The following is a 23,653-nucleotide window of genomic DNA, read 5'->3' on the forward strand; positions in this document are numbered from 1 at the left end:
GTGCGGTGCAGCAAGTAATGATCGCCGGCCGGTACCGCCTGCTCGACCTGGTCGGACGCGGCGGGATGGGTCGGGTCTGGCGGGCCCGGGACGAGATGCTGCACCGCGAGGTGGCGGTGAAGCAGGTGGTGCCACCGGGCTGGCTCGCCGCGCACGAACGCGACGAGCTGCGCGGCCGGACCCTCCGCGAGGCGCGCGCGACCGCCCGGCTCAGCCACCCCAACGTGGTCCGGGTCTACGACGTGGTCCGGGTCGACGGCGACCCGTGGCTGGTGATGGAGTACGTCCCGTCCCGCTCGTTGCAGGAGATCGTCGACTCGGACGGGCCGGTGGACCCGCGCCGGGCCGCGGGGATCGGGCTGGCGGTGCTGGCCGCGTTGCGCGCCGCGCACGAGGCGGGCGTGCTGCACCGGGACGTGAAGCCCGCCAACGTGCTGCTGGCCCGGGACGGCCGGGTGCTGCTCACCGACTTCGGGCTGGCCGTCTTCGACGGCGGCGACGGGATGATGACCCGCCCCGGCCTGGTCCTCGGCTCCCCCCAGTACGTGGCCCCGGAGCGGGCCGCCGAGGGGGTGTCCAGCGTCGAGGCCGACCTGTGGTCGTTGGGCGCCACCCTGCACGCCGCCGTCGAGGGCCGGTCCCCGTACGCCCGCAGCACCGCCATGGCCACGCTGGCGGCGCTGGCCAGCCAGCCGCCGGATCCGGCGCCGCACGCCGGCCCACTGGCACCGGTGCTGGTCGGGCTGCTGCGCCGCGACCCGCGGCACCGGCTCGGGCACGTCGACGCGGCCCGCCTCCTGGCCGCCGCCACCGCCCCGACCGTCGACCTGCCCGGCTGGCCGGTTGCGGGCGCCACACCGTCCCCCGGCGGGCCGGGCCGGGACAGCGGCACGGTGGGCGCGACCGGCGGGCCCGGCCGCGACAGCGGCGGCACGGTAGCCGGCGGACCGGCGCGGGACAGCGGCGGCGCGACAGGCACGGCAGGCACTGCCGGCGGGCCGGGCTGGGACAGCGGCGACACGGCAGGCACGGCCGGCGGGCCCGGCTGGGACAGCGGCGGCGCGACCGCCGTGCCACCGCCGGAGCGCGGCTACCCGGACGTGATGCCACCGGCCGCCGCCGCCCGCGAATGGAGCCGGGCCGCGCGCCGGAGCGAGTGGGCGCCGCCGGCCGGACGGAACCGCGACGCCACCCTGCCGCTGGCCGCCGGCCGGCCCGGAGTCGCGGAAGGCCCCGGGCGGCCCGGCGGGGACGGCCCCGGCACCTCCGCCACCATCAGCGGGGCGACCGGCACCTCCGCCACCATCAGCGGGGCGGCCGGCACCTCCGCCACCATCAGCGGCGCACTCGCCGGCCCCGCCACCAGCGAGGCCGCCGGCACGGCCGGCGCCGACCACCCGGACGGCGCACCGGCCCCGGGCGGGAGCGGCGAGTGCCCGAGCCGGCGGCGCCGGGCGGCGCTGCGGCGCTGGGCGCTCGCGGCGGCCGCGGCCGTGCTCGCCGTGGCGGCGGGGATCGGCACCGCGCTGGCGGTCACCCACGACCACGACGGGACGCCGGGCGGCGACCCGCACGGCGAGGCGCAGGGTGATCCGTGGGGACACCCGCCCGGCCGGCCCGGCGGCGGACCGCCGCCCGGCGTACCCCCGCCGCCCTTTCCGTGCGTCCGGCCCGACGCGGCGGGCAACACGGTGCGGGCCGGCTCGCCGCCCGCCGACGCGGCGCTCACGCTCCCGGCCGGCTGGATCTGGTACGCCGACTCTGCCGGCTTCCGGGTCGCGGTGCCGGCCGGTTGGCTGCACCTGCGATCCGGCAGCACCACCTGCTTCCAGGACCCGACCACGCGGCGGATCCTCGGGGTCGAGCCCTATCCGGCCGGCGGTGACCCGCTCAACCAGTTGCGGGCGGCCGAACGGGAGCTGACCACCGACGGCCGGCTGCCCGGCTACCAGCAGGTGCGGCTGGCCGCCGTGGGCGGCGGCGCGGAGTGGGAGTGCCGCTGGACCGCCCCGTACGGGGAGCGGCTGCACGCCCTGCGGGTGCTGCCCGGCGACACCGGCGGATGGACGCTCGGGTGGACCACCTCGGACGCCGACTGGTCCGGCGCGGCCACGCAACTGGCGGTGATCCGAGACAGTTTCCGGGCGGGCCGCGCCACTCGCGCGGCCGGCTGACATCCCCTCCCCAGTGGACGGTTTAGGTAATGCCGTTCGAAGATTTTGGCCCCGACGGTGCGGGGTTGTTGGTGTCGGGGCGGGCGATCCGCGCCGAACACCGCATGCACCTCGCGGATACGAAGGCCCGCCGCCGTGCGGTCGCCCGGCGGGCCCCGAAGCCCGGTCAGAAGGGGTCACGGCGATGGCGCCAGTACCGGCGTCGGGCGCGGCAGGTAGAGAGCCGGCATCGGCGTCGGGTGCGTCAGGCCCAGCACGAGGCCGCCCGTCAGGTGGTGTCCTGGGCGGTACGCCAGCGGGTGGGTGTGCTGCACGTGGGCGACCCACGCGGCGTGCTCGACCTGGACGCGGGGCGGCGGCACAACCTGCGGCTGCGGCAGTGGCAGATCGGCCGGCTCCTACAGGTCCTCACCGACAAAGCCGTCCTGGCCGGCATCACCGTCCACCTCGTCGACGAGCGTCGCAGCTCCTCGACCTGCCCCGCCTGCCGGCGGCGGGTACCGAAACCCCGCGGCCGGACCCTGACCTGCCCACACTGCACGTTTACCGGGCACCGCGACCTCGTCGCCGCCGCCACCATCGCCACCCGCACCCCGGGCGGCGGAACCACCACCCCCACACCACCGGTCGTGGTGCCCGGGGTGGTCACGCACCGTCGAGCCGGCCGACACCTCCCCGGTTCCGGTCGGTCCCGGCGTGACCCCCGCCGCCCACGCAGGGCGGCGCGAGGATCAGTTGGCCCGCGGAGGCCCGCCCCACCACCGGGGGAGTCGCTCGCCCACCCGGCGAGGATCCATAACCAACACCGGACACCCGGTGAACGTCAGTGGACACCGCACTAACTACAGTGGCGTAGTTTTGGCGATCAAGAGATCTCCGGGAAAGGCGAGCCGAGATGATGGGACCGTCCCACGCGCTGTCCGGCGCGGCGGTGTGGCTGACCGGCTCCTGGGCGCTGGACCAGTTCGCCGACTACCACCAGACACCGCTCGCGCTGGCGGTCGGCACCGCGGTCTGCGCCGGCGGGGCGCTCTTTCCCGACCTCGACCTGTCCGGCAAGGTGACCCGCAACCAGGGCGGCGCCACCGTGGCCCGGACCTTCGGCGTGTTCAGCCTCTTCATCGCCGAGGTGATGGAGAAGATCTCGCTGGGGGTCTACTACGCGACCAAGCTGAGCAGGGACCCGCGCCGCAACAACGGGCACCGGACCCTGACCCACACCATCCCGTTCACCCTGCTGGTCGGCTGGGGCACCACCGCGCTCTGCGCCGCGTACGGCAAGTGGGCGGTGGTCAGCATCCTCTTCTTCATGATCGGTCTGGCGCTGCGCGGCCTCTTCGACGAGTGGGCCGAGCGGGCCGGCTGGGTGGTCGTCACCCTGTTGTCGGCGGCCGCGGCGTGGTTCACGTTCGCCAACCTGCCCGGCGACCGTGGCTATCCGCTCATCGGCACGGCGGTCGGGGTGGGCTGCTTCGTGCACATCCTCGGCGACATGATCACCAAGGCGGGGGTGCCGATCCTCTGGCCCATCCCGATCAAGCGGCGGATGTGGACGATGGTCGGGCTGCCCAACGGCATCGCGCTGCGCACCGGGAGCAAGGCCGAGACGATCGTGCTGCGCGCGGCGCTGACCGTGCTCGCCGTGCTGGCGGCGGTGGGGCTGGTCGCGCCCTCGGTGCTCCAGCGGTTCAACATCGAGGGGTGACGGACCTGATTGACGGCGGCGAGGGGCCGGCGGGCCACGCCCGGCCGCCGGCCGAGGACGCGGCCGTGCCGGAGTTCTGGCGGCGGCTCGGGCTGCCCGGGCTCGCCGACGTGCACACCCACTTCCTGCCGCCCCGGATGCTGCGCAAGGTGTGGGCGTACTTCGACGCGGCCGGGCCGCTGGTCGGCACCGAGTGGCCGATCCGGTACCGGTGGGACGACGAGGCACGGGTGGCGCACCTGCGCCGGCTCGGCGTGCGGGCGTTCAGCGCGCTGGCGTACCCGCACCGGCCCGGCATGGCCGAGTCGCTGAACGGGTGGACGCTGGACTTCGCGGCGCGTACCCCGGGTTGCCTGCCCTCGGCGACCTTCTTCCCGGAGCCGGCGGCCGCGCGCTACGTAGCGGACGCCCTCGCGGCCGGCGCCCGGGTGTTCAAGGTGCACGTCCAGGTGGGCGGGTTCGCGCCGACCGACCCGGCGCTGGACGCCGTGTGGGGGCTGCTGGCCGAGGCGGGCGTGCCGGTGGTGGTGCACGCCGGGCACGCGCCGGTCGGCACCGCACACACCGGACCGGCGTCGTTCGCCGCGCTGCTGGCCCGGCACCCCGGGCTGGCCGCGGTCGTGGCGCACCTGGGCGCGCCCGACTACGCGGCCTTCCTGGATCTGGCCGAGCGGCACCGGCACGTGCGGCTGGACACGACGATGGTGTTCACCTCGTTCTTCGACCGGTTCATGCCGTTTCCGGCGGCCGAGCTGCCCCGGCTGCGCGAGCTGGGGCTGGCCGGCAAGGTGCTGCTCGGCAGCGACTTCCCGAACATCCCCTACCCGTACGCCGAGCAGCTCGACGGGTTGGCCCGGCTCGACCTGGGCGACGACTGGCTGCGGGCGGTCTGCTGGGGCAACGCGGCCGCCCTGTTCGGCCTGGCCTGAACGGCGGTCAGCCGACCGCGGTGGTCGCCCATCGGGCGAGGAGTTCCAGGACCGGGCGGCGCCCGGCGAACATGGCGGCCTCGTCGCGCCGGTCGTAGGTCTGGCCGGTGGCGCCGCCGGCCCGGTTGAGCATCACGGGCGCGAGCCAGAAGTACTTGGCCGCGCCGCTGAGCCGGACCGCTGAGGCGACCAGGGCCGGATCGACAGCGCCGCGCAGGCCGTCGACATAGCCGTCGACCACCGCGTCGGCCACGTCGGCCAGCAGCGCCACGTCCACCAGACCGTCGAAGAAGGTGTCCAGGATCAGGTTGGCCGCGTCCTCACCGATCGGCCCCGGGCCGACGAAGGACCAGTCCAGCAGGACCGGGCCACCGTCGGCGAACACCAGGTTCGCCGGCCAGACGTCGTGGTGGCAGAGGGTACGGGGCAGCCGGTCGGTGGCCGCCAGCACGGCCTGCCGCCGCTCCCAGAGCCGGCGGAGGTCGTCCCGCAGCGACACCGGCCAGGTCGCGGCGGCGACCGGATGGTCCCAGGGCACCGGCTCGGTGACGGGGCGGCTCAGCGTGTAGTGGCGCAACCAGTCCCGGGCCAGCCAGTCGTACCGCGGGGCGGCCGGGACGGAGCCGGCGAGCCACGCGGCGTGGGCCGTCCCGAGCCGCCGGGCCAGGTCCGCGAGGTCCGACACGGTGCCGGCGGCGCCCGGGCGGCCGACCGCCTCGCTCAGCCAGAGCGCGACCGTCCCGTCCGGACGATCGTCGATCGCCAGCGGGTCCGGAGCGACGAGACCGCCGTCCGCGTAGCAGGTCGTGGCCAACCCGCTCCGGTACGCCTCCACCTCGCGCCGCCAGTAGTTCCAGTGTCCGGTGTCGTCACTCGCGGCCCAGTGGGCCGGGCCGGCGCCGGCTCCCGGCGGGGCGACCAGCTTGAGCACCGCCGGCCGCCCGGCGCGACGGGTCCGCCAGATCCCGCCGGTGACTCCGTTGAGCGGGTTGTGCGCCAGCGGTCGTGCTGGCACCTCGGCGGGAACGAGGTCGGCCGGAGGGCGGGTCACGGGGCGAGCCTAACGCCGGGGGACCGGATGCACGGTCCACAGGACGGTGGGCCGGTCAGCCGGCGACCCGCTCCCGGACCGGCCGGTCGGAGGCCGCGGTCGCCGCTGTGGTCCGTTTCGGCGGCGGGAGCAGCCAGGGGCCGGCGAGGAGCCCGACGGCGACCTGGGCGGCGCCCGCCACGACGAGCGTCGGCCCGGCGCCGGCCAGGCCGATCACCGCCCCACCGCCGAGCAGGCCGATCGAGACGGCGCCGTCGTGCACCAGGCTCTCCACGGCGAAGGCGGCCCGCCGTTCCGCGCCCTCGGTGCGGGTGGTGATCAGGTGGTTGACTGCCCCGATGCCCAGCGGCATGGCGAGGCCGCCCACGGCGGCCACGACCGCGATGAGCGGGAGCGACGCGGTGACCGCGGGCAGCGCCGCGAAGGTCACGCCGAGCAGGATCCAGCCGGCCGCCATGGTGCCCAGCGGCGGCAGCCGGGGTACGAGCGCGGGGGCGACCAGCGCGCCGGCGAGCGAGCCGGCGCCGTAGCCGGTCATGCCGGCCGAGACGAGCAGCCCGGGCCGGCCCGTCTCGGCGCCGAGGATGGCGAGCCCGAGGGTGAAGGCGAACCAGGTGAGGCCGCCGACGCCGGCCATGGTGACCGCACGGCGTACCTCGGGGTGCCGGGCCAGCACGTGGCGGAGGGCGGGAGCGCCGGTGGCGGCCTCGGCGGCGGGGGCCGCGCTGCCGTGGACGGCCAGCAGCAGGGCCGCGCCGAGGGTGACGCCGGCTGCCTCCGCCCAGAGCAGTCGGAGCGGTCCGCCGGCGGTGACCGCCCAGCCGGCCAGCGGCGGCGCGAGGATCATGGTGCTGCGGTGCGCGAAGTCCTGCCAGGCCAGCATCCGGGTGGCGACCCCGGGGTCGGCGCAGAGGTCGGCGAGCAGCGCCCGCTGGCCCGGCCCGCTGAGCGTGGTGGCGGCCCCGGTGATCAGCCCGGCGGCGGCCAGGTGCGGCGGGCCGACGGTGCCGACGGCCGCGCCGACCGGGATGACGAGCAGGCCGAGCACCTGGATGGCGAGCACCCCGGCGAGGGCCCGGCCGGTGGTCAGCCGCTGTCGCAGGCCGCGCGCCCACCACGCGGAGGTGAGCATGGGCAGCCCGACCGCGCCGCCGACCAGGCCGGTGGTCCAGGCCGACCCGGTCTCGGCGAGCGCGACCAGGGGCAGCGCGACGGCGGTGGTGCGCTGCCCCAGCCAGCTGACGAAGGTGGTGGTGAGCATGGCGGCGATGTCCCGGCGGGTGTTCACGGGTTCGATCCTCTGGTCCCGGCAGCTCGCCCGGTAGCTGGCGGTTCCATCGCCGGCCTCATAACCTGGGCCTATGAGCTCCCTACCCACGGTCGAGGACCTCCGGCTCGTGGCGGCGCTGGCGCGGCACGGCTCCCTCGGCGCGGCGGGGCGCGAGATGCGGATCAGCCAACCGGCCGCCAGCAGCCGGCTGGCGGCGCTGGAGCGGCGGATCGGCGAGCGGCTCTTCGACCGGGACACCACGGGGGCGCGACCGACCCCGGCCGGGCGGGCCCTGGCGGCGGAGGCGGTCCACGTGCTCGGCCACCTGGAGGCGATCTTCGACCGGACCCGCGCGGCGGCGCGCGGCGAGGTGCTGAGCGTCGGCACCTTTCCGAGCCTGGCCGCGTGGCTGTTTCCCGCGCTGGCCGACCTGCTGCGGGAGGCGACGCTGCACCAGGTCACCGATCACGGCGATCGCCTGGTCGAGTGGGTGGGCGAGGGCTCGCTCGACGCCGCCTTCGTGACGGTCGCCAACCAGATGCGGCTGCCGGCCACGGCCACCGCGACACCGGTGGCCGCCGACCGGCTGGCCCTGCTCACCCCGCCCGGGGTACGCCTCGGGCGCGGCCGCCGGCCGTTCGCCGGGCTCGACGTGGTGGCGCACAGCTACGACCCGTCCGCCGACGCCCTGCACCGGCGGCTCTCCGCGCTGGGCGCGCGGCCGAAGCCGGCGGCCACGGGTGAGACCGCGGTGCGGATGGGCCGGCTGCTCGGCTGCCCGGTCGTGCTGCCGCACGGGCTCGCGCTCGCGTACGCGGCACCGGACGAGCGGGTCGCCCCCGCGCCGGTGCCGGGCCGCTTCACCCTCTTCCTGGTCACCCGGCGGCCGGTGCCGGCCGCGCTGGCGGCCGTGGTGGGCCAGCTGGCTGACCGGCTCGGCCTAGAGCCGCCGTCCGGCGGCCGGCCCTAGCCCGGGCGGTTGACCGCCGATGCTCGCGGCCACCAGCGGCCCGCTGTATGCCGCCGGGTGGAGCAGGCGATGCGGCCAGCGTACGTTGAGCACCGTGCAGATTGTGAAATTCACCCATGCCTGCGTACGGCTCGAACACGACGGCGGGGTGCTCGTCATCGACCCTGGCACCTGGAGCGAGCCGCAGGCCCTGGCCGGCGCGGACGCGGTTCTGGTAACTCATGAACACGCCGACCATGTCGACGTCCTTCGCCTGGCCGGGCTCGGAGTGCCGGTCTACGCCCCCGCCGAAGCGAACATTCCGCGGCTGGAGGTCACCGGCGTGTCCTCCGGCGAGGAGTTCACCGCCGCCGGCTTCCGCGTACGGGCCGTCGGCGGCCGTCACGCGTTCATCTACGGCGGCCAGCCGGACTGCGCGAACCTCGGCTACATCATCGACGAGGCCGTCTACCACCCCGGCGACTCGCTGCACGTCCCCGAGCAGCCGATCGAAACACTGCTGGTTCCCGCGCAAGGATCCTGGCTGAAGATGGCGGAGGCGATCGACTTCGTCAAGGCGATCAAACCGCGGCGGGCGTTCCCCATCCACGACGCCCAGATCAACAATCGCGGGCTCGGCAGCGTCAACGGCTGGCTCGCGGAGGAGGCCGACTACGGCTACCGGTATCTGGCGCCCGGCCAGTCGCTCTGAGACGAGTCGCGGCGAGTCGGCGTCACCGGGAATCCCCGTGCTTCGCGGGCAGCGTCCCGGTGTAGCCGACGCCGCGATCGACCCACCGGGCCAGATCGGCGTCGCCCGCGCAGGCCGAGGGGTCCACCGTGATCCAGCCCCGCATCGGCCGCCCCCGCATCACCGTCGCCTGCGCGCCCGGCTCCGCCTTCAGCCGCTCGGACTCCGTCGGGTCGACGCGGACCATGAGGCCACCGGCGCCGCGGACGACCACCGCCATGTTGCCCCTCACCATCATCGCTAGGCCGCCGAACATGCGCTTCTCGGCGAACCCGGGCTCCCGCTCGACCAGTTCGCGGACCCGGTCCGCGAGGTCCTCGTCATACGCCACAGCCGAATCCTGGCACCCGGGGCCGACAAGACGCCGTCACGGCGTGGGCAGGTCGGCGCACAGCTTTCTCGGGAACGCGGGCTCCACGCTGCGGACACGTCCACAACCGGCCTCGGTCGAGGTGGCGATCGAGGCCCAGCCGCGCTCGCCGGCCCAGCGCAGGAAGTAGCGGCGTACGGTGACTGACGCGTCGCAGCCCGCCCGCGCCTCGACGCCGCACGGCACCGGGTCGAACGGCACCGTCATGACCAGCCATCGGCCGTCGCAGCCCTCGGGCGAGCCGACGGAGTGCCGCGACACGTCCATGCCGCGTACCGCGACGCTGATCCAGGCGGGGTCACAGTGGTCGGTCGGCATCGGGTCGCAGCCGAACGTCGTGTCGCAGCGTTGGTACCCGTCACCGTCGCGTTTCCACGGTTCCTGGTTGAGCACGACGATCCGGTCACCGATCGGTCCGGGCGTCGTCAGCGTCACCGTGCCCGGGGTGTGTGTGGGGCAGGCCCCGACCGTGCCGGACAGGCGCGAGTCCTGCACCACGTTGGCATAGACGCGGTTGTTCTCCTCAGTGAGGTAGGTGATCCGCGGGTTGCGGGAGCACCCGTCGGCGTCTCCGAGCAACGCCACGGTCAGCGCGAGCGAGCGCGGGTCGGGGCCGACCCGGACGGCCGTGACATCGGCCTGGTAGGTGACCCAACCGGTGTCCGTGGCGGGCGCCTCCTGCGTGGCGGGGACCGTGTCGATGGCGGGGCCGTCGGCCGGCGGCAGGGCGCCCGGCTGGGCGCAGCCGACGAGCGTGGACAGGCACAGTAGGGCGGTGGCGAGTCGACGCATGGCACCGAGTCTGGCCACGCGGCCCACCCGGCACATCCGTACGGATACTCAGCCCACTTCGGAGGCGACCCGCTGTTCGGGGATGCTCAGGCCGTAGAGGGCCATCAGTTCCGGGCTGTCGATCCGGCTGCCGTCGGCCACCGAGTCGCAGGCGATGTCGACGATCTGGTCCTTGTGCGCCAGCAGATAGGGCCGGGCGCCCACGTCGGCGCTGGCCAGGGTGGCGATGCCGGACCAGTGCCGGCGGCCGAAGAGCATCGGGTAGCCGCGCAGCCCGTCGTAGGTGGCGCAGACCAGCACGTCGGGGTACGGCAGGGCGGCGACCCGGCGGACCGCCGTGGCCGTGAGCCCGGGCATGTCCACCGGCACCACGACCACGGCCTCGATGGTCTCGTCGGTCAACGCGGCCAGCCCGGCGCGGATCGAGGAGCCGACCCCGGTCCCCCACGCCCGGTTGACCACCACGGTGGCCGCGGCCAGGTCGGTGGTCTGCCGCACCTGGTCCGCCGCCGCGCCCAGCACGACGACGACCTCGACGCAGCCCGCCTCGGCCATCGTGTCGATCATCCGGCTGACCAGGGGCTTCTCCCCCTGGTGCAGCAGCGCCTCGGGCCCACCGATCCGGCGGCCCCCACCAGCGGCGATGATCATTCCTGCGATCCGGTTCAGCGGTGCCCCCTCGACCTGGGGGACGGACCGGAGGCAGCCGCACCCCGTCCGTCCCGTCGTACGCACACCGGGCCCAACGAGCGCGCCGGGGGGCGGGTAGCGGGGCAAATCGGAAAATTGCGGGACTATGCCGCGTCGGCGTAGCAGTCCACCACGGAGAGGTCGAGCGGGAAGCGGACCGGGGTCTCGCCGAAGATCAGCCGGGTGGCCCGCTCCCCGGCCCCGGTCACCGCCGCGGCGACCGCCTCGGCGGTCTCGGCCGGGCAGTGCACGATCACCTCGTCGTGCTGGAAGAAGACCAGCTCGGCCCGGGCGCCGGCCAGCTCGGTGCGGAGCGTGGCGAGCAGGGTGGACGCCCACTCGGCGGCGGTGGCCTGGATGACGAAGTTGCGGGTGAACCGCCCCCGCGAGCGGGCCGCCCGGGCCCGTGGGCTCTGCGGGTCCGCCCCGGTGTCGACCACCGCCTCGTCGCCGTCACCGAAACCCACCGACCCCGGCGGGCAGGTGCGCCCCAGCCACGACCGGACCAGCCCGCCCGCCTCGCCGGTGCGGGCCGCCGCCTCGACGTGGCCGAACGCCGTCGGGTAGTTCTTCTTCAGCACCGCCAGGGCGGGCAGCGCGGCCCCGCCGGTCTGCCCGTACATGGCGCCGAGCAGGGCCACCTTGGCGCGGGCCCGGTCACCGGCGAACGCGTCCCGGGCCAGCGCCGCGTAGAGGTCACCCGCGCCACCGGCGGCGGCCAGCCGCTCGTCGCCGGAGACCGCCGCGAGCACCCGCGGCTCGAGCTGGCCCGCGTCGGCCACCACGAACGTCCAGCCCGGATCGGCCACCACGGCGCGCCGGATCACCTTCGGGATCTGCAACGCCCCGCCGCCCCGGGTGGCCCAGCGGCCGGAGACCACGCCGCCGGGCACGTACTCCGGGTGGAAGCGGCCGCTGGACACCCAGGCGTCGCGCCAGGCCCAGGCGTGCGCCGTCCAGATCCGGTAGAGCTCCTTGTATTCCAGGACCAGCGGCACCGCCGGGTGCTCCACCCCGCGCAGCGACCACGCCCGGGTGTTCGGCAGCTCCACGCCGACCCGCGCGAACGCCTTCAGCAGCTCGGCCGGGGAGTCGGCGTGCACCTGGCGGACGCCGAACGCCTCGGCGATCCGCGCGGCCAACTCGGCCAGCCGGCGGGGTGGCCCGCCGACCGGGGACGCCTCGCCGAGCAGGTCGGCCAGGATGGCGTCGTGCACGTCGGCGCGCCAGGGCAGGCCGGCCGCGCCCATCTCGGCGGCGATCAGCGCGCCCGCCGACTCGGCGGCCACCAGCAGCCGGAACCGGCCGGGGTGCCCGGTCCCCGCGATCCGGGCGACCTGGTCCGCGTACACCCTCGTCAACGCCGCGATGCCCGGACCGGGCGGGCCGGACGGCGCGTCGAAGAGCGCGCCCTGGCCGTGGCCGGGCGGCTCCGGCGGGCGGGGCGCCGGGTCCGGCGGGACCGGCGCACCGGTGAGCCGGGCCCACGCCGCGGCGAGCGAGCGCGGCTCGCCCCAGCGGCCGGCGTGGCCGAGCAGCAGCGCCTCGGTCAGCTCGACGTCGTGACACCGGTCGAGCCGGACGCCGGCGCGCAGCAGCGCCGGGTAGAGCGTCGCGCCGGTGGCCCACACCCAGCGCGGCCGGTCGGCGGCTTCCCGGGCGGCCACCGCGGCGGCCAGGTCGGCCACCGGCTCGGCCGGGCCGGTCGGGCGCCCCGCGTCGTCGAGCGGTTGCAGCACGCCGCCGCCCCGCTCGTCCCCCACCACCGCCACCAGCACGGACGCGATTCTGCCTCGCCCCACCGACACCTCGTCGCAAGGAAGGGGCCCTTCTTAACGCCTAAGGCATAAGAAGGGCCCCTTCCTAACCGCGGGGGTTACTTGCTGACGCCGGCCGTCAGGCCGGACTGCACCTGGCGCTGGAACACGACGTACACGATCAGCACCGGCAGCATCGCCATGGTGACCCCGGCGAAGAGGCCGGACCAGTCGGACTTGTAGCCCTGGTTGACCGACAGCTCGATCAGCCCCTGGGCGATCACCTGGTGCTTCGGCTCACCGGCCACCGACTGCATGAGCAGGGTCGGCAGGTACCACTGGTTCCACTGGCCGAGCACGTTGAAGATGCCGATGCTGATCAGGCCGGGCTTGGCCATCGGCAGCATCACACTGAAGAAGGTCCGGGTGTGCGTGGCGCCGTCGACCATGGCCGCCTCGGCGATCGAATCGGGCAGCGTCCGGAAGAACGAGTGCATGAAGAAGACCGTGAACGACAGCGACCAGGCCACGTAGACCAGGATCAGCGTGAGGTGCTTGTTCGGGCCCAGCAGCGGGAACACCACGTTCATGTTGTAGACGCCCTTGAACAGCGGCACCGCGGCGAGGTAGATCGGCAGGGTCAGCCCCGACAGGAACATCCAGTAGATGAGCCGGTTGCCCCGGAACTCGTAGCGGGCCAGCGCGTACGCCGCCATCGAGCCCAGCAGCATCGTCAGGGTCACGCTGAAGACGAGCACGAGCAGCGTGTTCAGGAAGAAGCTGTCGATCCCGGCCGACCAGGCCCGGGCGAAGTTGTCCCACTGCAGCGACTTGGGGATCAGCGACAGGGGCTCGCGGATCACCTCCGAGTCGGTCTTCAGTGCCGACATCACCACCCACAGCAGCGGGTAGATCACCATCACGGCCCACACCACGAGGAACAGGTGTGAGAAGCCGTTGAATATCCGGCCGCCGATGCCGCCCGCGGCTCGCGCCCGCCGGTCCTCTGCGGGACCGACCGGCGGCGTCGCGCCGGGTCGCCTCTGGTCGGAGGTGTGGGTCACCGTGCTCATCGTCCAGGCCTCCTCAGAACTCGATCCGCTCACGACGGGTGATCCTCAGCTGGACGGCGGCCAGCAGGATGGTGAAGATGGCCAGCGCCACGGCGATCGCGCAGGCGTAGCCGAACTGGCCCTTCTGGAACGCGTTGAACTGGATCACCGAGGCGAAGATCTCGCTCGCGTGGTTCGGGCCGCCCTGGCTCGGCGTCATGACGAAGACCAGGGCGTACATGTCCAGGGCGATGAAGCCCAGGTAGACCCAGGCCACCGAGATGGTGTCCCGGAGCAGCGGCAGGGTGACCCGGAAGAACGTGTGGAACCGGCCCGCCCCGTCGAGGATCGCCGCCTCGTAGATGTCCTTCGGGATCGACTGCATGGCCGCGGAGAACAGCACCATGTAGAAGCCGGCGCCGCTCCACACCGCAATGAGCAGCAGCCACCACAGCACCGCGGGGATGCCGAGGAACGGCTCCGGGTCGGCGGTGAAGGCGATCGGGTTGTCGGCGTCGACCAACCCGATCTTGACGAGCAGGCCGTTGATCAGGCCCTGGCTGTCGGTCCGGTAGATCTGCTGCCACATGACGGCGATGACCACCAGCGACAGCACCTGCGGGAAGAAGAAAATGACCTTGTAGAGGGCCGAGCCGAACACCCCGCGGATGCCGGCCCTGTCCTCGCGTCCGCCCACGTTGAGCAGGAACGCGAGGAACAGGGCCAGCGCGATGGTGAACAGCGGCACGGTGACCAGGAAGAAAACGTTGTGCCAGAACGCCTTCCGGATCAGTTCGTCAGAGAGCAGCCGGACGTAGTTGTCCAGCCCGACGAAGCGCTGGGAGTCCGAGTACCCACCCCAGTCGGTCAGCGAATATCCCGCCGCCTGCACGAACGGCCACACCACGTAGAACAGGTACAGCGCGACGGGCAGGGCCAGGAAGCCCGTGACGAAACGCGCGACTCCGTGCCGCATAGGACTCACTCTCTCCGTCGGATCAGGCGGTGCGGGTCTGCTTCTTGATCGACGAGTCCTTGGCGACCTTGTCGGCGGCCGCCTGCATCTTGTCGACGAACTGCTGCGCGGTGAGCCGGCCGGCCATCAGCTCCTCGGAGAGGTTCTGGCTCTCCTTGTCCAGGTCGGCGTAGAAGTCCTGGAACTTGACCGAGATCAGCTCGGTGCCACCGTTCTTCATCAGGGCGTTGGCGCTGGCGAGCGCCGTGTCCTGCACGTTGTCGCCGGAGCCCTTGGTGGAGGCCAGCGACTTGGTCAGCTCGGCGAACTTGGCCGAACCGGCCTTCGACAGCATCGCCCGCAGGAACTCCTTCGCGGCCTCCTTGTTGGGGGCCTTGCTCGGCACGACGAAGCCCTCACCGGACGCGGCGAACACGTCCTTCGGCGCCTTGTCGTCCGCGTTGTGCCAGTAGTCGGACAGGGTCAGCTCGAAGCCCGGCGGGATGGTCGCCGCCATCTCGTTCTTCAGCCAGGTGCCGACCTGGATGAACGCCGCCTTGCCGTCGAGCCAGGCCTGCTGCGACTGGGTGTGGTCGAGCTTGCCCGGGAGGAGCAGCTTGTCCTTGACGAGCTTCTCCCACGGCTCCAGCGCCTTGAGCACGCCGTCGGCCTTCCAGGCGTTCTCCTTCAGGTTGTCGATGTCGACGATGACCTGCTTGCCGGCCGTCTTCCAGATGCTCGCCATGAGCCCCCAGCGCGGGTAGTAGCCGTGGAGCGCGTCGTGCACGTACGGGGCCATGCCCTTGGCCTTGATCTTCGGGGCCAGCGCGAAGAACTCGTCCCAGGTGGTCGGCGCCTGCCAACCCTCCTTCTTGAACAGCGCCGCGTTGTACCAGTTGCCCCACACCGTGTACGCCACGTTCACGACGTAGAACTTGCCGTTCTGGGTGCCGTCGCCGACCGTGCCCGGCAGCAGCGAGTCCGCCACCGTGCCCTCGCTGTCCCAGGCGGGCGCGGTGAGCAGGTCGTCGAGCGGCTCGATGGCGCCCTCGTTGATCAGGGTGCTGCGGTCCATCATGTCGGCGCCCGAGTTCATGACCAGGTCACTCGGCTGCGTCGCCATCTTCGGCTGCTCTTCGGTCTTGATCTTCTGCGTCGACGACATGTTGACCGTGACGTTCGGGTGCTTGGCGCTGAAGATGACCTTGTCTTCCTTGGCCCACTGGTCGCCCAGGCCGCCGTTGAAGATGACCACCTTGACGGCGCTGCCGTCCTTCACACCGAACGGGTTGTCCTTGCTCTTGGCCGCGCCGCCGCCGTTGTCGGACTTGCTCGGCTCGCTGCCGGCGCAGGCGCTGAGCAGGCCCATCGCCGGGGCGGCGAGGAGGCCGGCCGCGGCGGCCCGCTGGAGCAGGGTCCGGCGACTGAGGTCACCGATGTTCTCGGGGGAAACCGACATCTTTGTCTCTCCTTGTGGTGTCGGGTCAGGCGGTCCGCCGGAGGCGCCCGGCGTACCGCGACTCGAGGGCGAGGTTGTGCTCGTCCCCACCGGGGACGTTGGCGGAGAGGTAGATAGGGGGTACCTCCCCGGCCTGGTGGAACCGTCGTACGACCTCGGCGGTCAGCAGCTGCGCCAGCAGCGCCGCGGTGACCGACGAGACCGCACAGACCGCGCCGCCGCCCTCGAGCGGCAGCAGTGCGTCACCGTACGGCGCGCCGTTGTCCAGCACGACGTCGGCGAGGTCGGCGAGCCGGTGACCGGACGGGTGCCGCGGGGCGACCCGTGCGGTGTGCTCGACCGAGGTGACCGCGATCAGGGGGTGGCCGTGTTCCCGGACCAGCGTCGCCAGCTCGACGACCGAGCCGTTGATGCCGGACTGGGAGGCGACCACGAAAACGTCCTCCGGCTGCGGCGCCGCCAGGGCGAAGAGCTGGTGCGCCACGGCCGGGTCGCGTTCCAGCTTGGGGTCGGCGAGCACGTCGCGGGGCGCGCCGCCGTGCAGCACGAGGTCGTGCAGGGAGAGCCGGTTGGTCGGGACCAGGCCGCCGGCGCGGGCCACCAGCTCGGCGGCGAACGCCTCGGAGTGCCCGGCGCCGAACGCCTGGAGCACCCCGCCGGCACGCAGGCCGCCGGCGATCACGTCGGCCGCCCGGTCGACCGCCTCCGACTGGGTGTCGACCAACCGGTCGAGCACCGGGCGGACAGCGTCCGCGTACCGCTGGGCACTGATCATGAGGTGGCCCCCTTCTCGGCCTTGTGCCCGTCGACGGCCTGTGCGGTACGCCGGAAGGCCGCGTGGGCGCGGTCGTGGGTGCGCTGCGCCACCGCGATGTAGAGCAGGTCGAGCACGACGAGCTGGGGGTGCCGCGCGGAGAGCGCGTCGGGCCGGAAGGTGGTGGCCTGGCTGGCGGTGACCAGCACGATGTCGGCCAGCTCGGCCAGCGGCGAGCGGGGGAAGCCGGTCAGCGCGACCGTGGTCGCCCCCCGGCTGCCCGCCTCCGCGAGCATCTCGATGGTCTCCCGGGTCTGCCCGGTGTGCGAGATGCCGAGCGCGACGTCGCCGACGCCGAGCAGCGCGGCGCTCGCCAGCCCCTCGTGCACGTCGCTCCAGGCCCAGGCGGCCACCCCGATGCGGTGCAGGCTGAACTGCATCTCCTCGCCGACCAGGGCGCTGCCGCTGGCGCCGAAGATGTTCACCCGGCTGGCTCCGGCGATGGCCACGGCCGCCCGCTCCACCTCGCCGAGGTCGAGCAGCGCGGCGGTGTCGTGCATGGCCCGGGTGTCGGCGGCCATGATCTGGTCGAGCACCCGGGACAGCGGGTCGCTGGGCTGGATCTCCCGGCCGATGTCGACCGTCCAGCCCGCCGAGCGGGCCCGGCCGGTCTCCGCGGCGATGCCGAGCCGCAGGTCGGCGTAGCCCTCAAAGCCCATGGCCCGGCAGAACCGGGTGATGGTGGCCGGTGAGGTGCCGCTGCGCTCGGCCAACTCGACGATGGTGGCCCGGGCGGCCGCCTCCGGGTCACTGAGCACGTGCTCGGCGACCCGGCGCAACGCCCCCGTCAGCTCCCCCGCCCCGGCCCGGACCCTGGCCAGCACGCCGTCGGAGGAGACGGCCATCGCACCCCGCCGGTCGACCGCGTCGGCGTCGACCACCGCGGTCCCCGCGGGGGTGTCCACCTCGTGATCAACCATGGGACGCCTTTCGGAAAAGAGTGTTAACTGTTAGTGGTAAAATTTCTTACTGAAGGCCCCTCCGTGTCAAGGCCGTGGGCGAAGTTTTCAAACTGTTACCTGGCGCACAGGCGGGATCTTGCGTCCTGAAGCCCGGCCGACCAGCATGAGGGGATGTCGGACACCGTCGTGGTCGGCCTCGACGTCGGGGGTACGTCCACCCGCGCCGCCGCCCTCAGCCTCGACGGGGTACGCCTCGGCGCCGGCCGGGCCGGCGGGGGCAACCCGACCAGCCACGGCGCCGACCGGGCCGCCGCCGAACTCCTCACCGCGCTGCGCGCCGCGCTCGCCGACGTCGACCCGGCCCGGGTCCGCGGCGGCGTCATCGGGCTGGCCGGGGCCGGCCGGCTCCTCGCCGACCCGCAGGGCCGGGCCGCCTTCGACCACGCCTGGGCCGACGCGGGCCTGCGCTGCCCCTACACGGTCCACGGCGACGCCCTCGTCGCGTACGCCTCCGGCACGGCGGCCCCGGACGGCACCGTGCTCATCGCCGGCACCGGAGCCATCGCCGCCCAGGTGCACGACATGCGCCTCGACCGGACCGCCGACGGCCACGGCTGGCTGCTCGGCGACGCCGGTTCCGGATTCTGGCTGGGCCGCGAGGCGGTCCGCAGGCTCCTCACCGACCTGGACCGCGCCCAGCCGCCCGGCGACCTGGCCCGCCAGGTCCTCGCCGACCTGACCGGCAGCGCCGAGGTCGCCGCCCGCCCCCGCGCGACCGCCGACACGGTGGTGCAGGCGGTGACCCGGCGACCACCGGTCGAGCTGGCTCGACTCGCGCCGCTGGTCGTCGCCGCGGCCCGGGACGGCGAGCCGACCGGCCTGGCCCTGGTCGCGGAGGCGGCCGCGCTGCTGGCCGAGAGCGTCTCCCGCATCCGGCCGCCCGACGCGACCGACCCGGTGGTGCTCGGCGGCGGCCTGCTCACCGGGGACACCCCGCTGGCCGCCGCGGTGCGCCGGGAACTCGCCCGCCGGTGGCCGGCCGCCCCTTTGCACAGCGCCGGCGACGGAGCGGCGGCAGCCGCCTGGCTAGCCGCTCGCGACCTGCCCGAGGTCGCCGACCCGGCGACACTGCACGCCCTGCTCGTCCCGCCGCCCTGACCCCTGGTCCCGCCGCCCTGCTCGTCCCGCCGCCCTGACCCCTCGGCCCGCACTGCACCCCGGGTCCTGCACCTGCACCCGGCGGCCTACGCCGCTACTCGGCGGCCGTGACGCGCCTTGGGGGGAACCGCCGACCGTCCCGCTGCGGCCGCGGGAGTGCGACCTGGATGCCGACCCGGCGGCGGCCGGAGATCGTGCCGTCGATGAACCGGCACGAAGAGGATCCCGCCGGGCGCGCTCGGCCAGCGAACCCACGTCGTTGCCGATGTCGGCTTAACGGCGCTCGGGAGGCACCTGCGGGTCGGCCGCCTTCTGCTCAGCGCCTAGCAACTTGATGTCGTAAGTGACTCATCCCAGCGCCGTTTGGGCGAGCCCGCTGAATCGCCCGCGTCATCAGGTCGAGTGAGTCACCCACGTCATCAAGTTCCTAGCAGCTCGTGAGCTATCCCCGAGCCGCCTCGCGCGCCGCGAATCGCGTCTCGGGCGTCGAGGTCCGCCGGATCTTGGCGAGTTGCTGTCCGCTGCTGACGGTAAGTCGTCAAGATCTGGTGGGCGGCCGGGCGGGTGCTCCGCCGGCCCGTGTCGCGGCGGCGGGGACGCTGTCGGACGGTGACATCACGAACGACTCAGCTCGTCAGGGCGCGGCGCAGGGATCAGCGGCCGGTGGGAAGGCGCGGGGCGCCTGGCCGCGATGAAGGTACGTGATGCCCGCCACCGCGACGTGAGCCTGTGCGAATCGATGGTCAAAATCGGTCAGCCACGCGAGCCGGACCGGCCGGCTCGCGCCGACCCGGCGCCCCAGGACTGCGCGACGGCGACGGCCTCGACGGCGAACGCGACCTGGCCGCGTTGGGCGGGAGCCGGAACGGAACAGCGGGCCGGTCGACAGCGCGTCGACCAGCCCGCTGCCGCGGTGCGAGGTTCAGGCGTTCGGGTGGCCAGGCTGCGCCTGCGGCTGGCCGTACTGGCCCTGAGGCTGGCCGTACTGACCCTGGGGGGCCGGCTGGCCGTAGGGCGCCTGCGGCGCCGGGTGGCCGGGCTGGTGCGGGGCCTGGCCGGGCTGTCCCTGGGGCGCCTGGCCGTAGGGGGCGGGCTGACCCTGCGGGGCCGGCCAACCCTGGCCCGACTGGGCCGGGGCCGACGGGGCGAACTGGCCGGGCTGAGGCGCGCCGGCGAACTGGTGCGCGGCGGCCTGCTCGCGGGCCTCCTTGCGGGCCTTCACGGCCCGCACGATCAGCAGGATCGGCAGGATGAAGGCGTAGAAGAAAATCGTGTACCTACTGCCCACGGGCGCGAGGAACATCAGGTAGAAGCCGTAGCCGAAGAAGCCGAGGCCCACGACGACATTCAAAATCCGAGAGCCCGTGCTCTGCTCTTTGATGGCGATGCCGATCGCGACCATCGCGATGCCGCCGAGAATAAGCAGGAGCTCGTAGACAAGTTCAAACATGTGATTCCTGTCGATCGGTGAAGGTGCCGGCCCACGATAGAGGAGCCCTCAGCGGTCGCGCTGCCCCGTTGCCTGTGGCAACGACCTCACTTGAGCTGCCCGGCGGTGAGGCCGGTCTGGATCTGCCGCTGGAACGCGACGTACACCGCGAGCACCGGCAGGGTGGCGATGGTCAGGCCGGCGAACAGGCCGCTGAAGTCGCCCTGGTAGCCCTGGCTGACGGCGAGCGCGGTGAGGCCCTGCGCCAGCACCCACTTGGAGTCGTCGCCCTGCATCAGCACCTGCGGCAGGATGAACTGGTTCCAGTGGTTGAGGAAGTTGAAGAGCGCCACGCTGATCAATCCTGGACGCGCCATCGGCAGCATCACCCGGAAGAAGAGCCGGAAGTGCCCGCAGCCGTCGATGAGCGCCGCCTCGGCGATCGACGTCGGCAGCGTCCGGAAGAAGGCGGTCAGGAAGAAGACCGTGAAGGGCAGCGAGTAGGCGGCGTAGACCAGGATCAGCCCGGTCCAACTGCCGAACAGGCCGGCGTTGCGCACCACGAAGAACAGCGGCACGAGGGCGAGGAACACCGGGAACATCATCCCGCCGACGAACAGGTAGTAGACGACCTGCCGGCCCCGGAACTCGTACCGGGCGAAGACGTACGCCGCCGTGGCGCCGAGCAGCATGGTGAGGGTGAGCGAGCCGGCCACCACGATGCCGCTGTTCAGGAAGTACCGGCCGATGTGCGCCTCGGTCCAGGCCCGGGACCAGTTCTCGAAGCGCAGCGCCCCCGGCAGGCCCCAGGGGTCGGAGAGGATCTCGCCGTCGCTCTTGAACGAACTGAGGAACATCCACAGCAGCGGCAGCGCGGTCAGCGCCGCCCAGAGCAGCAGGAAGCCGTGCGAGAAGAGGTTGGCGACGCCCAGTTCGCGGCGCAGCCGCCGGTCCGCGCCACGGGCGGCCCCGGGCTTCTCAGTCTCCGTCGTGGTGTGCCGATCCAGCGTGGTCACGAGTATTCGATCCGATCACGGCGGGCGGTACGCAGCGCCAGCACCGCGACCGACAGGGTCAGGAACAGCATCACCACACCGATGGCGGAGGCGTACCCGAACTTGCTCTCGCTGCCGAACGCCGTCTCGTACATGCGCAGGCCGATCACGTCGGACGAGAAGTTGGGGCCGCCGTTGGTCATCTGCTGGACCAGGATGAAGCCGTCCAGCGCGGCGATGGCCAGGTAGATCCAGGCGACCTGCACGGTGTCCCAGAGCAGCGGCACGGTGATCCGGCGCAGGGTCGTCCACCGTGATGCCCCGTCGAGCATCACCGCCTCGTAGATGTCCCGCGGAATGGCGGACATGGCGGCGCCGAAGAGCACCACGTAGAAGCCCACGTTGCTCCAGACCATCACCGCCAGCACGCACCAGAATGCCGTGCGCGGATCGCCCAGCCACGTCGGCGCCGGCAGGCCCAAGGCCCGCAACGCGCCGTTGAGCAGGCCGTTGTTGGGGTGGTAGACCTCCTTCCAGAGCAAGGCGATGATCACCACCGACAGCACCTGCGGGAAGAAGTAGACCATCCGGTAGACGGAGGTGCCCCGGACGCCGGTGACCCCGGCCCGCCCCTTGCGGCCACCCATGTTGAGCATGGTGGCGAAGAACAGTCCGAGCCCGATGGTGAGCACCGGCACCACGGCGAGCATGATCGCGTTGTTCTTGATCGCGTTCCACACGTGGCCGTCGTGCAGCAGCGTCCGGAAGTTGGCCATCCCCACCGGGTCGGCCTTCGCGGAGTAGCCGAGCCAGTTGGTGGTGGAGATCTGGAACGTCTGCAGGTACGGCGACAGCACGAAGATGCCGTAGAGCAGCAGCGGTGGCACCAGGAAGGTGATGATCAGCGGGTACTTGCCGTGTCTCACGAGATGGACCTACTCCCCCAGCGGCGGAACGGTGGGGGCGGACGGGCCGCCCCCACCGGCCGGATGTTACGCAGCCCGCTTGTACTTCTTGATCGAGCTGTCCTGGGCGATCGAGTCCGCGCCCTTCTGGCACTGGTCGAGGAACTCGGCCGGGGTGCTCCGGCCGCTGAAGAACTCGCCGCAGGCGGCGTCGACCAGCTCGCGCTCGAGCTTGCGGTAGTAGTTGTTGTAGACCCAGTTGAAGCCGTTGCTGCCGGACGCCTCCAGCGCCTTGACCACGCTGGTCAGGCCGAAGGGCAGCGTGACCCCGTCGGTCGCGCCGGCCACCACGGTCAGGCTGGAGACCTTCTTCGTGAAGTCCTGCGCGCCCTTCTTGGAGAGCATCGTCCGGAAGTACTCCAGGCCGCCGGCGACGTTCTTGGCCTTCGCCGGCACCATGAACGGCTCGCCCGCGGTGCCCCGGATCGCCTCGAACGGCAGCTTGTCGCCGCTGCCCAGGCTCGGCGTCGGCGCGATGGTCATGTTGAAGCCGGCCGGGGTCACCTTCGCCTGCTCACTCTCCAGCCAGGAGCCGCAGGAGATGAAGGCGGCCTTGCCCTGGCACCAGGCGGTCTGCGACTGGACGTGGTCCAGGCCCGGCGAACCGTCCAGGATGTACTTGTCCTTGACGATCTGGTACCAGGCGTCGGCCGCCGCCTTCATGGCGTCGGACTTCCAGGCGTTCGGTTCGAGGTTGTCGATCGCGACCCCCACCGACGGCCCGCCGAACTTGATCGCGGTGGCGATCAGCGGCCAGCTCATGTAGCGGGGGTGCTTGCCCGCGTACGTCCAGGGGGCGATCCCGGCGGCCTTGATCTGCTTGCAGAGCGCGATGTGCTCGTCCCAGGTCTTCGCGTACTGCCAGTTGCGCTCGGTGAAGGTCTTGGTGGAGTACCAGATGCCGTAGGCGGTGTACGTGTAGTTCAGGACCATGAACTTGCCGTCGTACGAACCGACCTCGACGGCGCCGGGGAGCAGGGTGTCCTTCACCGACTTGCCGGGGATGTCCAGGCTGGGCGCGGCGAGCAGGTCGCCCAGGTCGGCGATGGCGTTCTGCGAGACCAGACCGTTGAAGTCGATCTGACCGGCGCCGGAGTTGTTCACCACGTCCGGCGGGGTGCCGTCGACGAAGCGCGGCTGGAGAGTCTTGTTGATCTCCTGGGTGGCCGAGTGCGTGATCTTCGCCTTCGGGTACTTCTCCTTGTACATGGCCTCGTGGGCCTTCGCGTACCCCTCGCCGAAGCCGCCGTTGAAGATCACCACCTCGAGCGGGGCGTCCTCCTTGACGCCGAGCGGGTTCTGCTCGCTCTTGGTGCCCTTGTAGGCGCCGGAGTCGCCCTTGTCGTCGTCGCCACCGGAGGTGGCACAGCCGGCGAGCAGGCCGGCGGCGGGGGTGGCCAGCAGTCCCGCCGCAGCGGTGCGCCGGAGGATCTCACGCCTGTTCATCGCATCTCCTCGGTTTCGGGTGAACGTCGAGGCTCTGAGG

Annotated in this window: 22 protein-coding genes; 7 read left to right on the forward strand and 15 right to left on the reverse strand. The window is 72.9% G+C overall.

The genetic code is table 11. The annotated features are described in order from the left end of the window. Positions 1-5: 5 nt before the first annotated feature. The 4 genes from ABZS80_RS23325 to ABZS80_RS23340 all read left to right on the forward strand — a co-directional run bounded on the left by ABZS80_RS23325 (position 6) and on the right by ABZS80_RS23340 (position 4,808). Positions 6-2,174: a protein kinase gene (locus ABZS80_RS23325; RefSeq protein WP_355058937.1), complete on the forward strand. Its 2,169-nt coding sequence runs from the start codon at positions 6-8 to the stop codon at positions 2,172-2,174. Between the two features lie 104 nt (positions 2,175-2,278). Continuing rightward, on the forward strand, positions 2,279-3,016 hold the full coding sequence (locus ABZS80_RS23330; RefSeq protein WP_355058939.1) for a zinc ribbon domain-containing protein: 738 nt from the start codon (positions 2,279-2,281) through the stop codon (positions 3,014-3,016). Between the two features lie 53 nt (positions 3,017-3,069). Next, positions 3,070-3,879: a metal-dependent hydrolase gene (locus tag ABZS80_RS23335; RefSeq protein WP_355058941.1), complete on the forward strand. Its 810-nt coding sequence runs from the start codon at positions 3,070-3,072 to the stop codon at positions 3,877-3,879. A gap of 5 nt (positions 3,880-3,884) precedes the next feature. Next, on the forward strand, positions 3,885-4,808 hold the full coding sequence (locus tag ABZS80_RS23340; RefSeq protein WP_355059058.1) for an amidohydrolase family protein: 924 nt from the start codon (positions 3,885-3,887) through the stop codon (positions 4,806-4,808). 7 nt (positions 4,809-4,815) lie between these two features. Here the strand turns inward: ABZS80_RS23340 and ABZS80_RS23345 are convergent, their stop codons facing one another. Beyond that, positions 4,816-5,859, reverse strand: coding sequence for a phosphotransferase (locus ABZS80_RS23345; protein WP_355058943.1), 1,044 nt, complete (start codon positions 5,857-5,859; stop codon positions 4,816-4,818). Positions 5,860-5,914: 55 nt separating this feature from the next. Further along, positions 5,915-7,147, reverse strand: coding sequence for an MFS transporter (locus ABZS80_RS23350; RefSeq protein WP_355058945.1), 1,233 nt, complete (start codon positions 7,145-7,147; stop codon positions 5,915-5,917). A 73-nt stretch (positions 7,148-7,220) separates the two neighbouring features. Between ABZS80_RS23350 and ABZS80_RS23355 the strand changes: the two genes are divergently transcribed. Both ABZS80_RS23355 and ABZS80_RS23360 read left to right on the forward strand, forming a co-directional pair. Then, the gene (locus ABZS80_RS23355) at positions 7,221-8,099 is read left to right on the forward strand and encodes a LysR family transcriptional regulator (RefSeq protein ID WP_355058947.1); all 879 of its coding nucleotides are present in this window, start codon (positions 7,221-7,223) and stop codon (positions 8,097-8,099) included. A 19-nt stretch (positions 8,100-8,118) separates the two neighbouring features. Continuing rightward, the gene (locus tag ABZS80_RS23360; RefSeq protein WP_355058949.1) at positions 8,119-8,790 is read left to right on the forward strand and encodes an MBL fold metallo-hydrolase; all 672 of its coding nucleotides are present in this window, start codon (positions 8,119-8,121) and stop codon (positions 8,788-8,790) included. A gap of 22 nt (positions 8,791-8,812) precedes the next feature. Here the strand turns inward: ABZS80_RS23360 and ABZS80_RS23365 are convergent, their stop codons facing one another. The 9 genes from ABZS80_RS23365 to ABZS80_RS23405 all read right to left on the reverse strand — a co-directional run bounded on the left by ABZS80_RS23365 (position 8,813) and on the right by ABZS80_RS23405 (position 17,638). Next, complete coding sequence (locus tag ABZS80_RS23365) at positions 8,813-9,160, reverse strand: TfoX/Sxy family protein (RefSeq protein ID WP_355058951.1); 348 nt, start codon at positions 9,158-9,160, stop codon at positions 8,813-8,815. A 36-nt stretch (positions 9,161-9,196) separates the two neighbouring features. Beyond that, positions 9,197-9,991, reverse strand: a complete 795-nt coding sequence (locus tag ABZS80_RS23370; protein WP_355058953.1) for a hypothetical protein — start codon at positions 9,989-9,991, stop codon at positions 9,197-9,199. Positions 9,992-10,039: 48 nt separating this feature from the next. After that, a complete protein-coding gene (locus ABZS80_RS23375) occupies positions 10,040-10,642 on the reverse strand; it encodes a nucleotidyltransferase family protein (protein WP_151464500.1) in 603 nt (200 codons plus the stop codon). A gap of 143 nt (positions 10,643-10,785) precedes the next feature. Beyond that, positions 10,786-12,489, reverse strand: coding sequence for a bifunctional 3'-5' exonuclease/DNA polymerase (locus ABZS80_RS23380; protein WP_355058955.1), 1,704 nt, complete (start codon positions 12,487-12,489; stop codon positions 10,786-10,788). 68 nt (positions 12,490-12,557) lie between these two features. Then, the gene (locus ABZS80_RS23385) at positions 12,558-13,358 is read right to left on the reverse strand and encodes a carbohydrate ABC transporter permease (protein WP_225853937.1); all 801 of its coding nucleotides are present in this window, start codon (positions 13,356-13,358) and stop codon (positions 12,558-12,560) included. A 166-nt stretch (positions 13,359-13,524) separates the two neighbouring features. Further along, positions 13,525-14,466, reverse strand: a complete 942-nt coding sequence (locus tag ABZS80_RS23390; RefSeq protein ID WP_355058957.1) for a sugar ABC transporter permease — start codon at positions 14,464-14,466, stop codon at positions 13,525-13,527. Between the two features lie 22 nt (positions 14,467-14,488). Next, a complete protein-coding gene (ngcE, locus tag ABZS80_RS23395; protein ID WP_355058959.1) occupies positions 14,489-15,904 on the reverse strand; it encodes an N-acetylglucosamine/diacetylchitobiose ABC transporter substrate-binding protein in 1,416 nt (471 codons plus the stop codon). A 25-nt stretch (positions 15,905-15,929) separates the two neighbouring features. Next, entirely contained in the window at positions 15,930-16,679 is a 750-nt protein-coding gene (locus ABZS80_RS23400) for an SIS domain-containing protein (protein ID WP_355058961.1), read from the reverse strand. Then, complete coding sequence (locus tag ABZS80_RS23405) at positions 16,676-17,638, reverse strand: MurR/RpiR family transcriptional regulator (protein ID WP_355058963.1); 963 nt, start codon at positions 17,636-17,638, stop codon at positions 16,676-16,678. The genes ABZS80_RS23400 and ABZS80_RS23405 overlap by 4 nt, the downstream gene beginning before the upstream one ends. 153 nt (positions 17,639-17,791) lie before the next feature. On the opposite strand from ABZS80_RS23405, the gene ABZS80_RS23410 reads away from it, so the two are divergent. Then, positions 17,792-18,778 carry a BadF/BadG/BcrA/BcrD ATPase family protein gene (locus tag ABZS80_RS23410; RefSeq protein ID WP_355058965.1) on the forward strand — a complete coding sequence of 329 codons (987 nt, stop codon included), beginning with the start codon at positions 17,792-17,794 and terminating at the stop codon, positions 18,776-18,778. A gap of 922 nt (positions 18,779-19,700) precedes the next feature. Here ABZS80_RS23410 and ABZS80_RS23415 read toward each other — a convergent pair. From ABZS80_RS23415 to ngcE (ABZS80_RS23430), 4 genes are all read right to left on the reverse strand, one after another. Continuing rightward, positions 19,701-20,228, reverse strand: a complete 528-nt coding sequence (locus ABZS80_RS23415) for a hypothetical protein (protein ID WP_355058967.1) — start codon at positions 20,226-20,228, stop codon at positions 19,701-19,703. An 86-nt stretch (positions 20,229-20,314) separates the two neighbouring features. Beyond that, positions 20,315-21,223 carry a carbohydrate ABC transporter permease gene (locus ABZS80_RS23420; RefSeq protein ID WP_355058969.1) on the reverse strand — a complete coding sequence of 303 codons (909 nt, stop codon included), beginning with the start codon at positions 21,221-21,223 and terminating at the stop codon, positions 20,315-20,317. Further along, on the reverse strand, positions 21,220-22,128 hold the full coding sequence (locus ABZS80_RS23425) for a sugar ABC transporter permease (protein ID WP_355058971.1): 909 nt from the start codon (positions 22,126-22,128) through the stop codon (positions 21,220-21,222). Before ABZS80_RS23425 ends, ABZS80_RS23420 begins: the two co-directional genes overlap by 4 nt. 66 nt (positions 22,129-22,194) lie before the next feature. Then, the gene (gene ngcE / locus ABZS80_RS23430) at positions 22,195-23,613 is read right to left on the reverse strand and encodes an N-acetylglucosamine/diacetylchitobiose ABC transporter substrate-binding protein (RefSeq protein ID WP_355058973.1); all 1,419 of its coding nucleotides are present in this window, start codon (positions 23,611-23,613) and stop codon (positions 22,195-22,197) included. Between the last annotated feature and the right edge of the window lie 40 nt (positions 23,614-23,653).

The sequence above is a fragment of the Micromonospora sp. NPDC005305 genome (assembly GCF_040607315.1).
In the GTDB taxonomy this organism is placed as follows: Bacteria; Actinomycetota; Actinomycetes; order Mycobacteriales; family Micromonosporaceae; genus Micromonospora.

Bases quoted from the DNA above. Each gene is read 5' to 3' on its own strand.
- ABZS80_RS23405 (WP_355058963.1), bottom strand. From the start codon at position 17,638: ATGGTTGATCACGAGGTGGACACCCCCGCGGGGACCGCGGTGGTCGAC.
- ngcE (WP_355058973.1), bottom strand. From the start codon at position 23,613: ATGAACAGGCGTGAGATCCTCCGGCGCACCGCTGCGGCGGGACTGCTG.
- ABZS80_RS23370 (WP_355058953.1), bottom strand. From the start codon at position 9,991: ATGCGTCGACTCGCCACCGCCCTACTGTGCCTGTCCACGCTCGTCGGC.
- ABZS80_RS23415 (WP_355058967.1), bottom strand. From the start codon at position 20,228: ATGTTTGAACTTGTCTACGAGCTCCTGCTTATTCTCGGCGGCATCGCG.
- ABZS80_RS23375 (WP_151464500.1), bottom strand. From the start codon at position 10,642: ATGATCATCGCCGCTGGTGGGGGCCGCCGGATCGGTGGGCCCGAGGCG.
- ABZS80_RS23410 (WP_355058965.1), top strand. From the start codon at position 17,792: ATGTCGGACACCGTCGTGGTCGGCCTCGACGTCGGGGGTACGTCCACC.
- ABZS80_RS23385 (WP_225853937.1), bottom strand. From the start codon at position 13,358: ATGGTGATCTACCCGCTGCTGTGGGTGGTGATGTCGGCACTGAAGACC.
- ABZS80_RS23330 (WP_355058939.1), top strand. From the start codon at position 2,279: ATGCACCTCGCGGATACGAAGGCCCGCCGCCGTGCGGTCGCCCGGCGG.
- ngcE (WP_355058959.1), bottom strand. From the start codon at position 15,904: ATGTCGGTTTCCCCCGAGAACATCGGTGACCTCAGTCGCCGGACCCTG.
- ABZS80_RS23355 (WP_355058947.1), top strand. From the start codon at position 7,221: ATGAGCTCCCTACCCACGGTCGAGGACCTCCGGCTCGTGGCGGCGCTG.
- ABZS80_RS23390 (WP_355058957.1), bottom strand. From the start codon at position 14,466: ATGCGGCACGGAGTCGCGCGTTTCGTCACGGGCTTCCTGGCCCTGCCC.
- ABZS80_RS23335 (WP_355058941.1), top strand. From the start codon at position 3,070: ATGATGGGACCGTCCCACGCGCTGTCCGGCGCGGCGGTGTGGCTGACC.
- ABZS80_RS23360 (WP_355058949.1), top strand. From the start codon at position 8,119: ATGCTCGCGGCCACCAGCGGCCCGCTGTATGCCGCCGGGTGGAGCAGG.
- ABZS80_RS23400 (WP_355058961.1), bottom strand. From the start codon at position 16,679: ATGATCAGTGCCCAGCGGTACGCGGACGCTGTCCGCCCGGTGCTCGAC.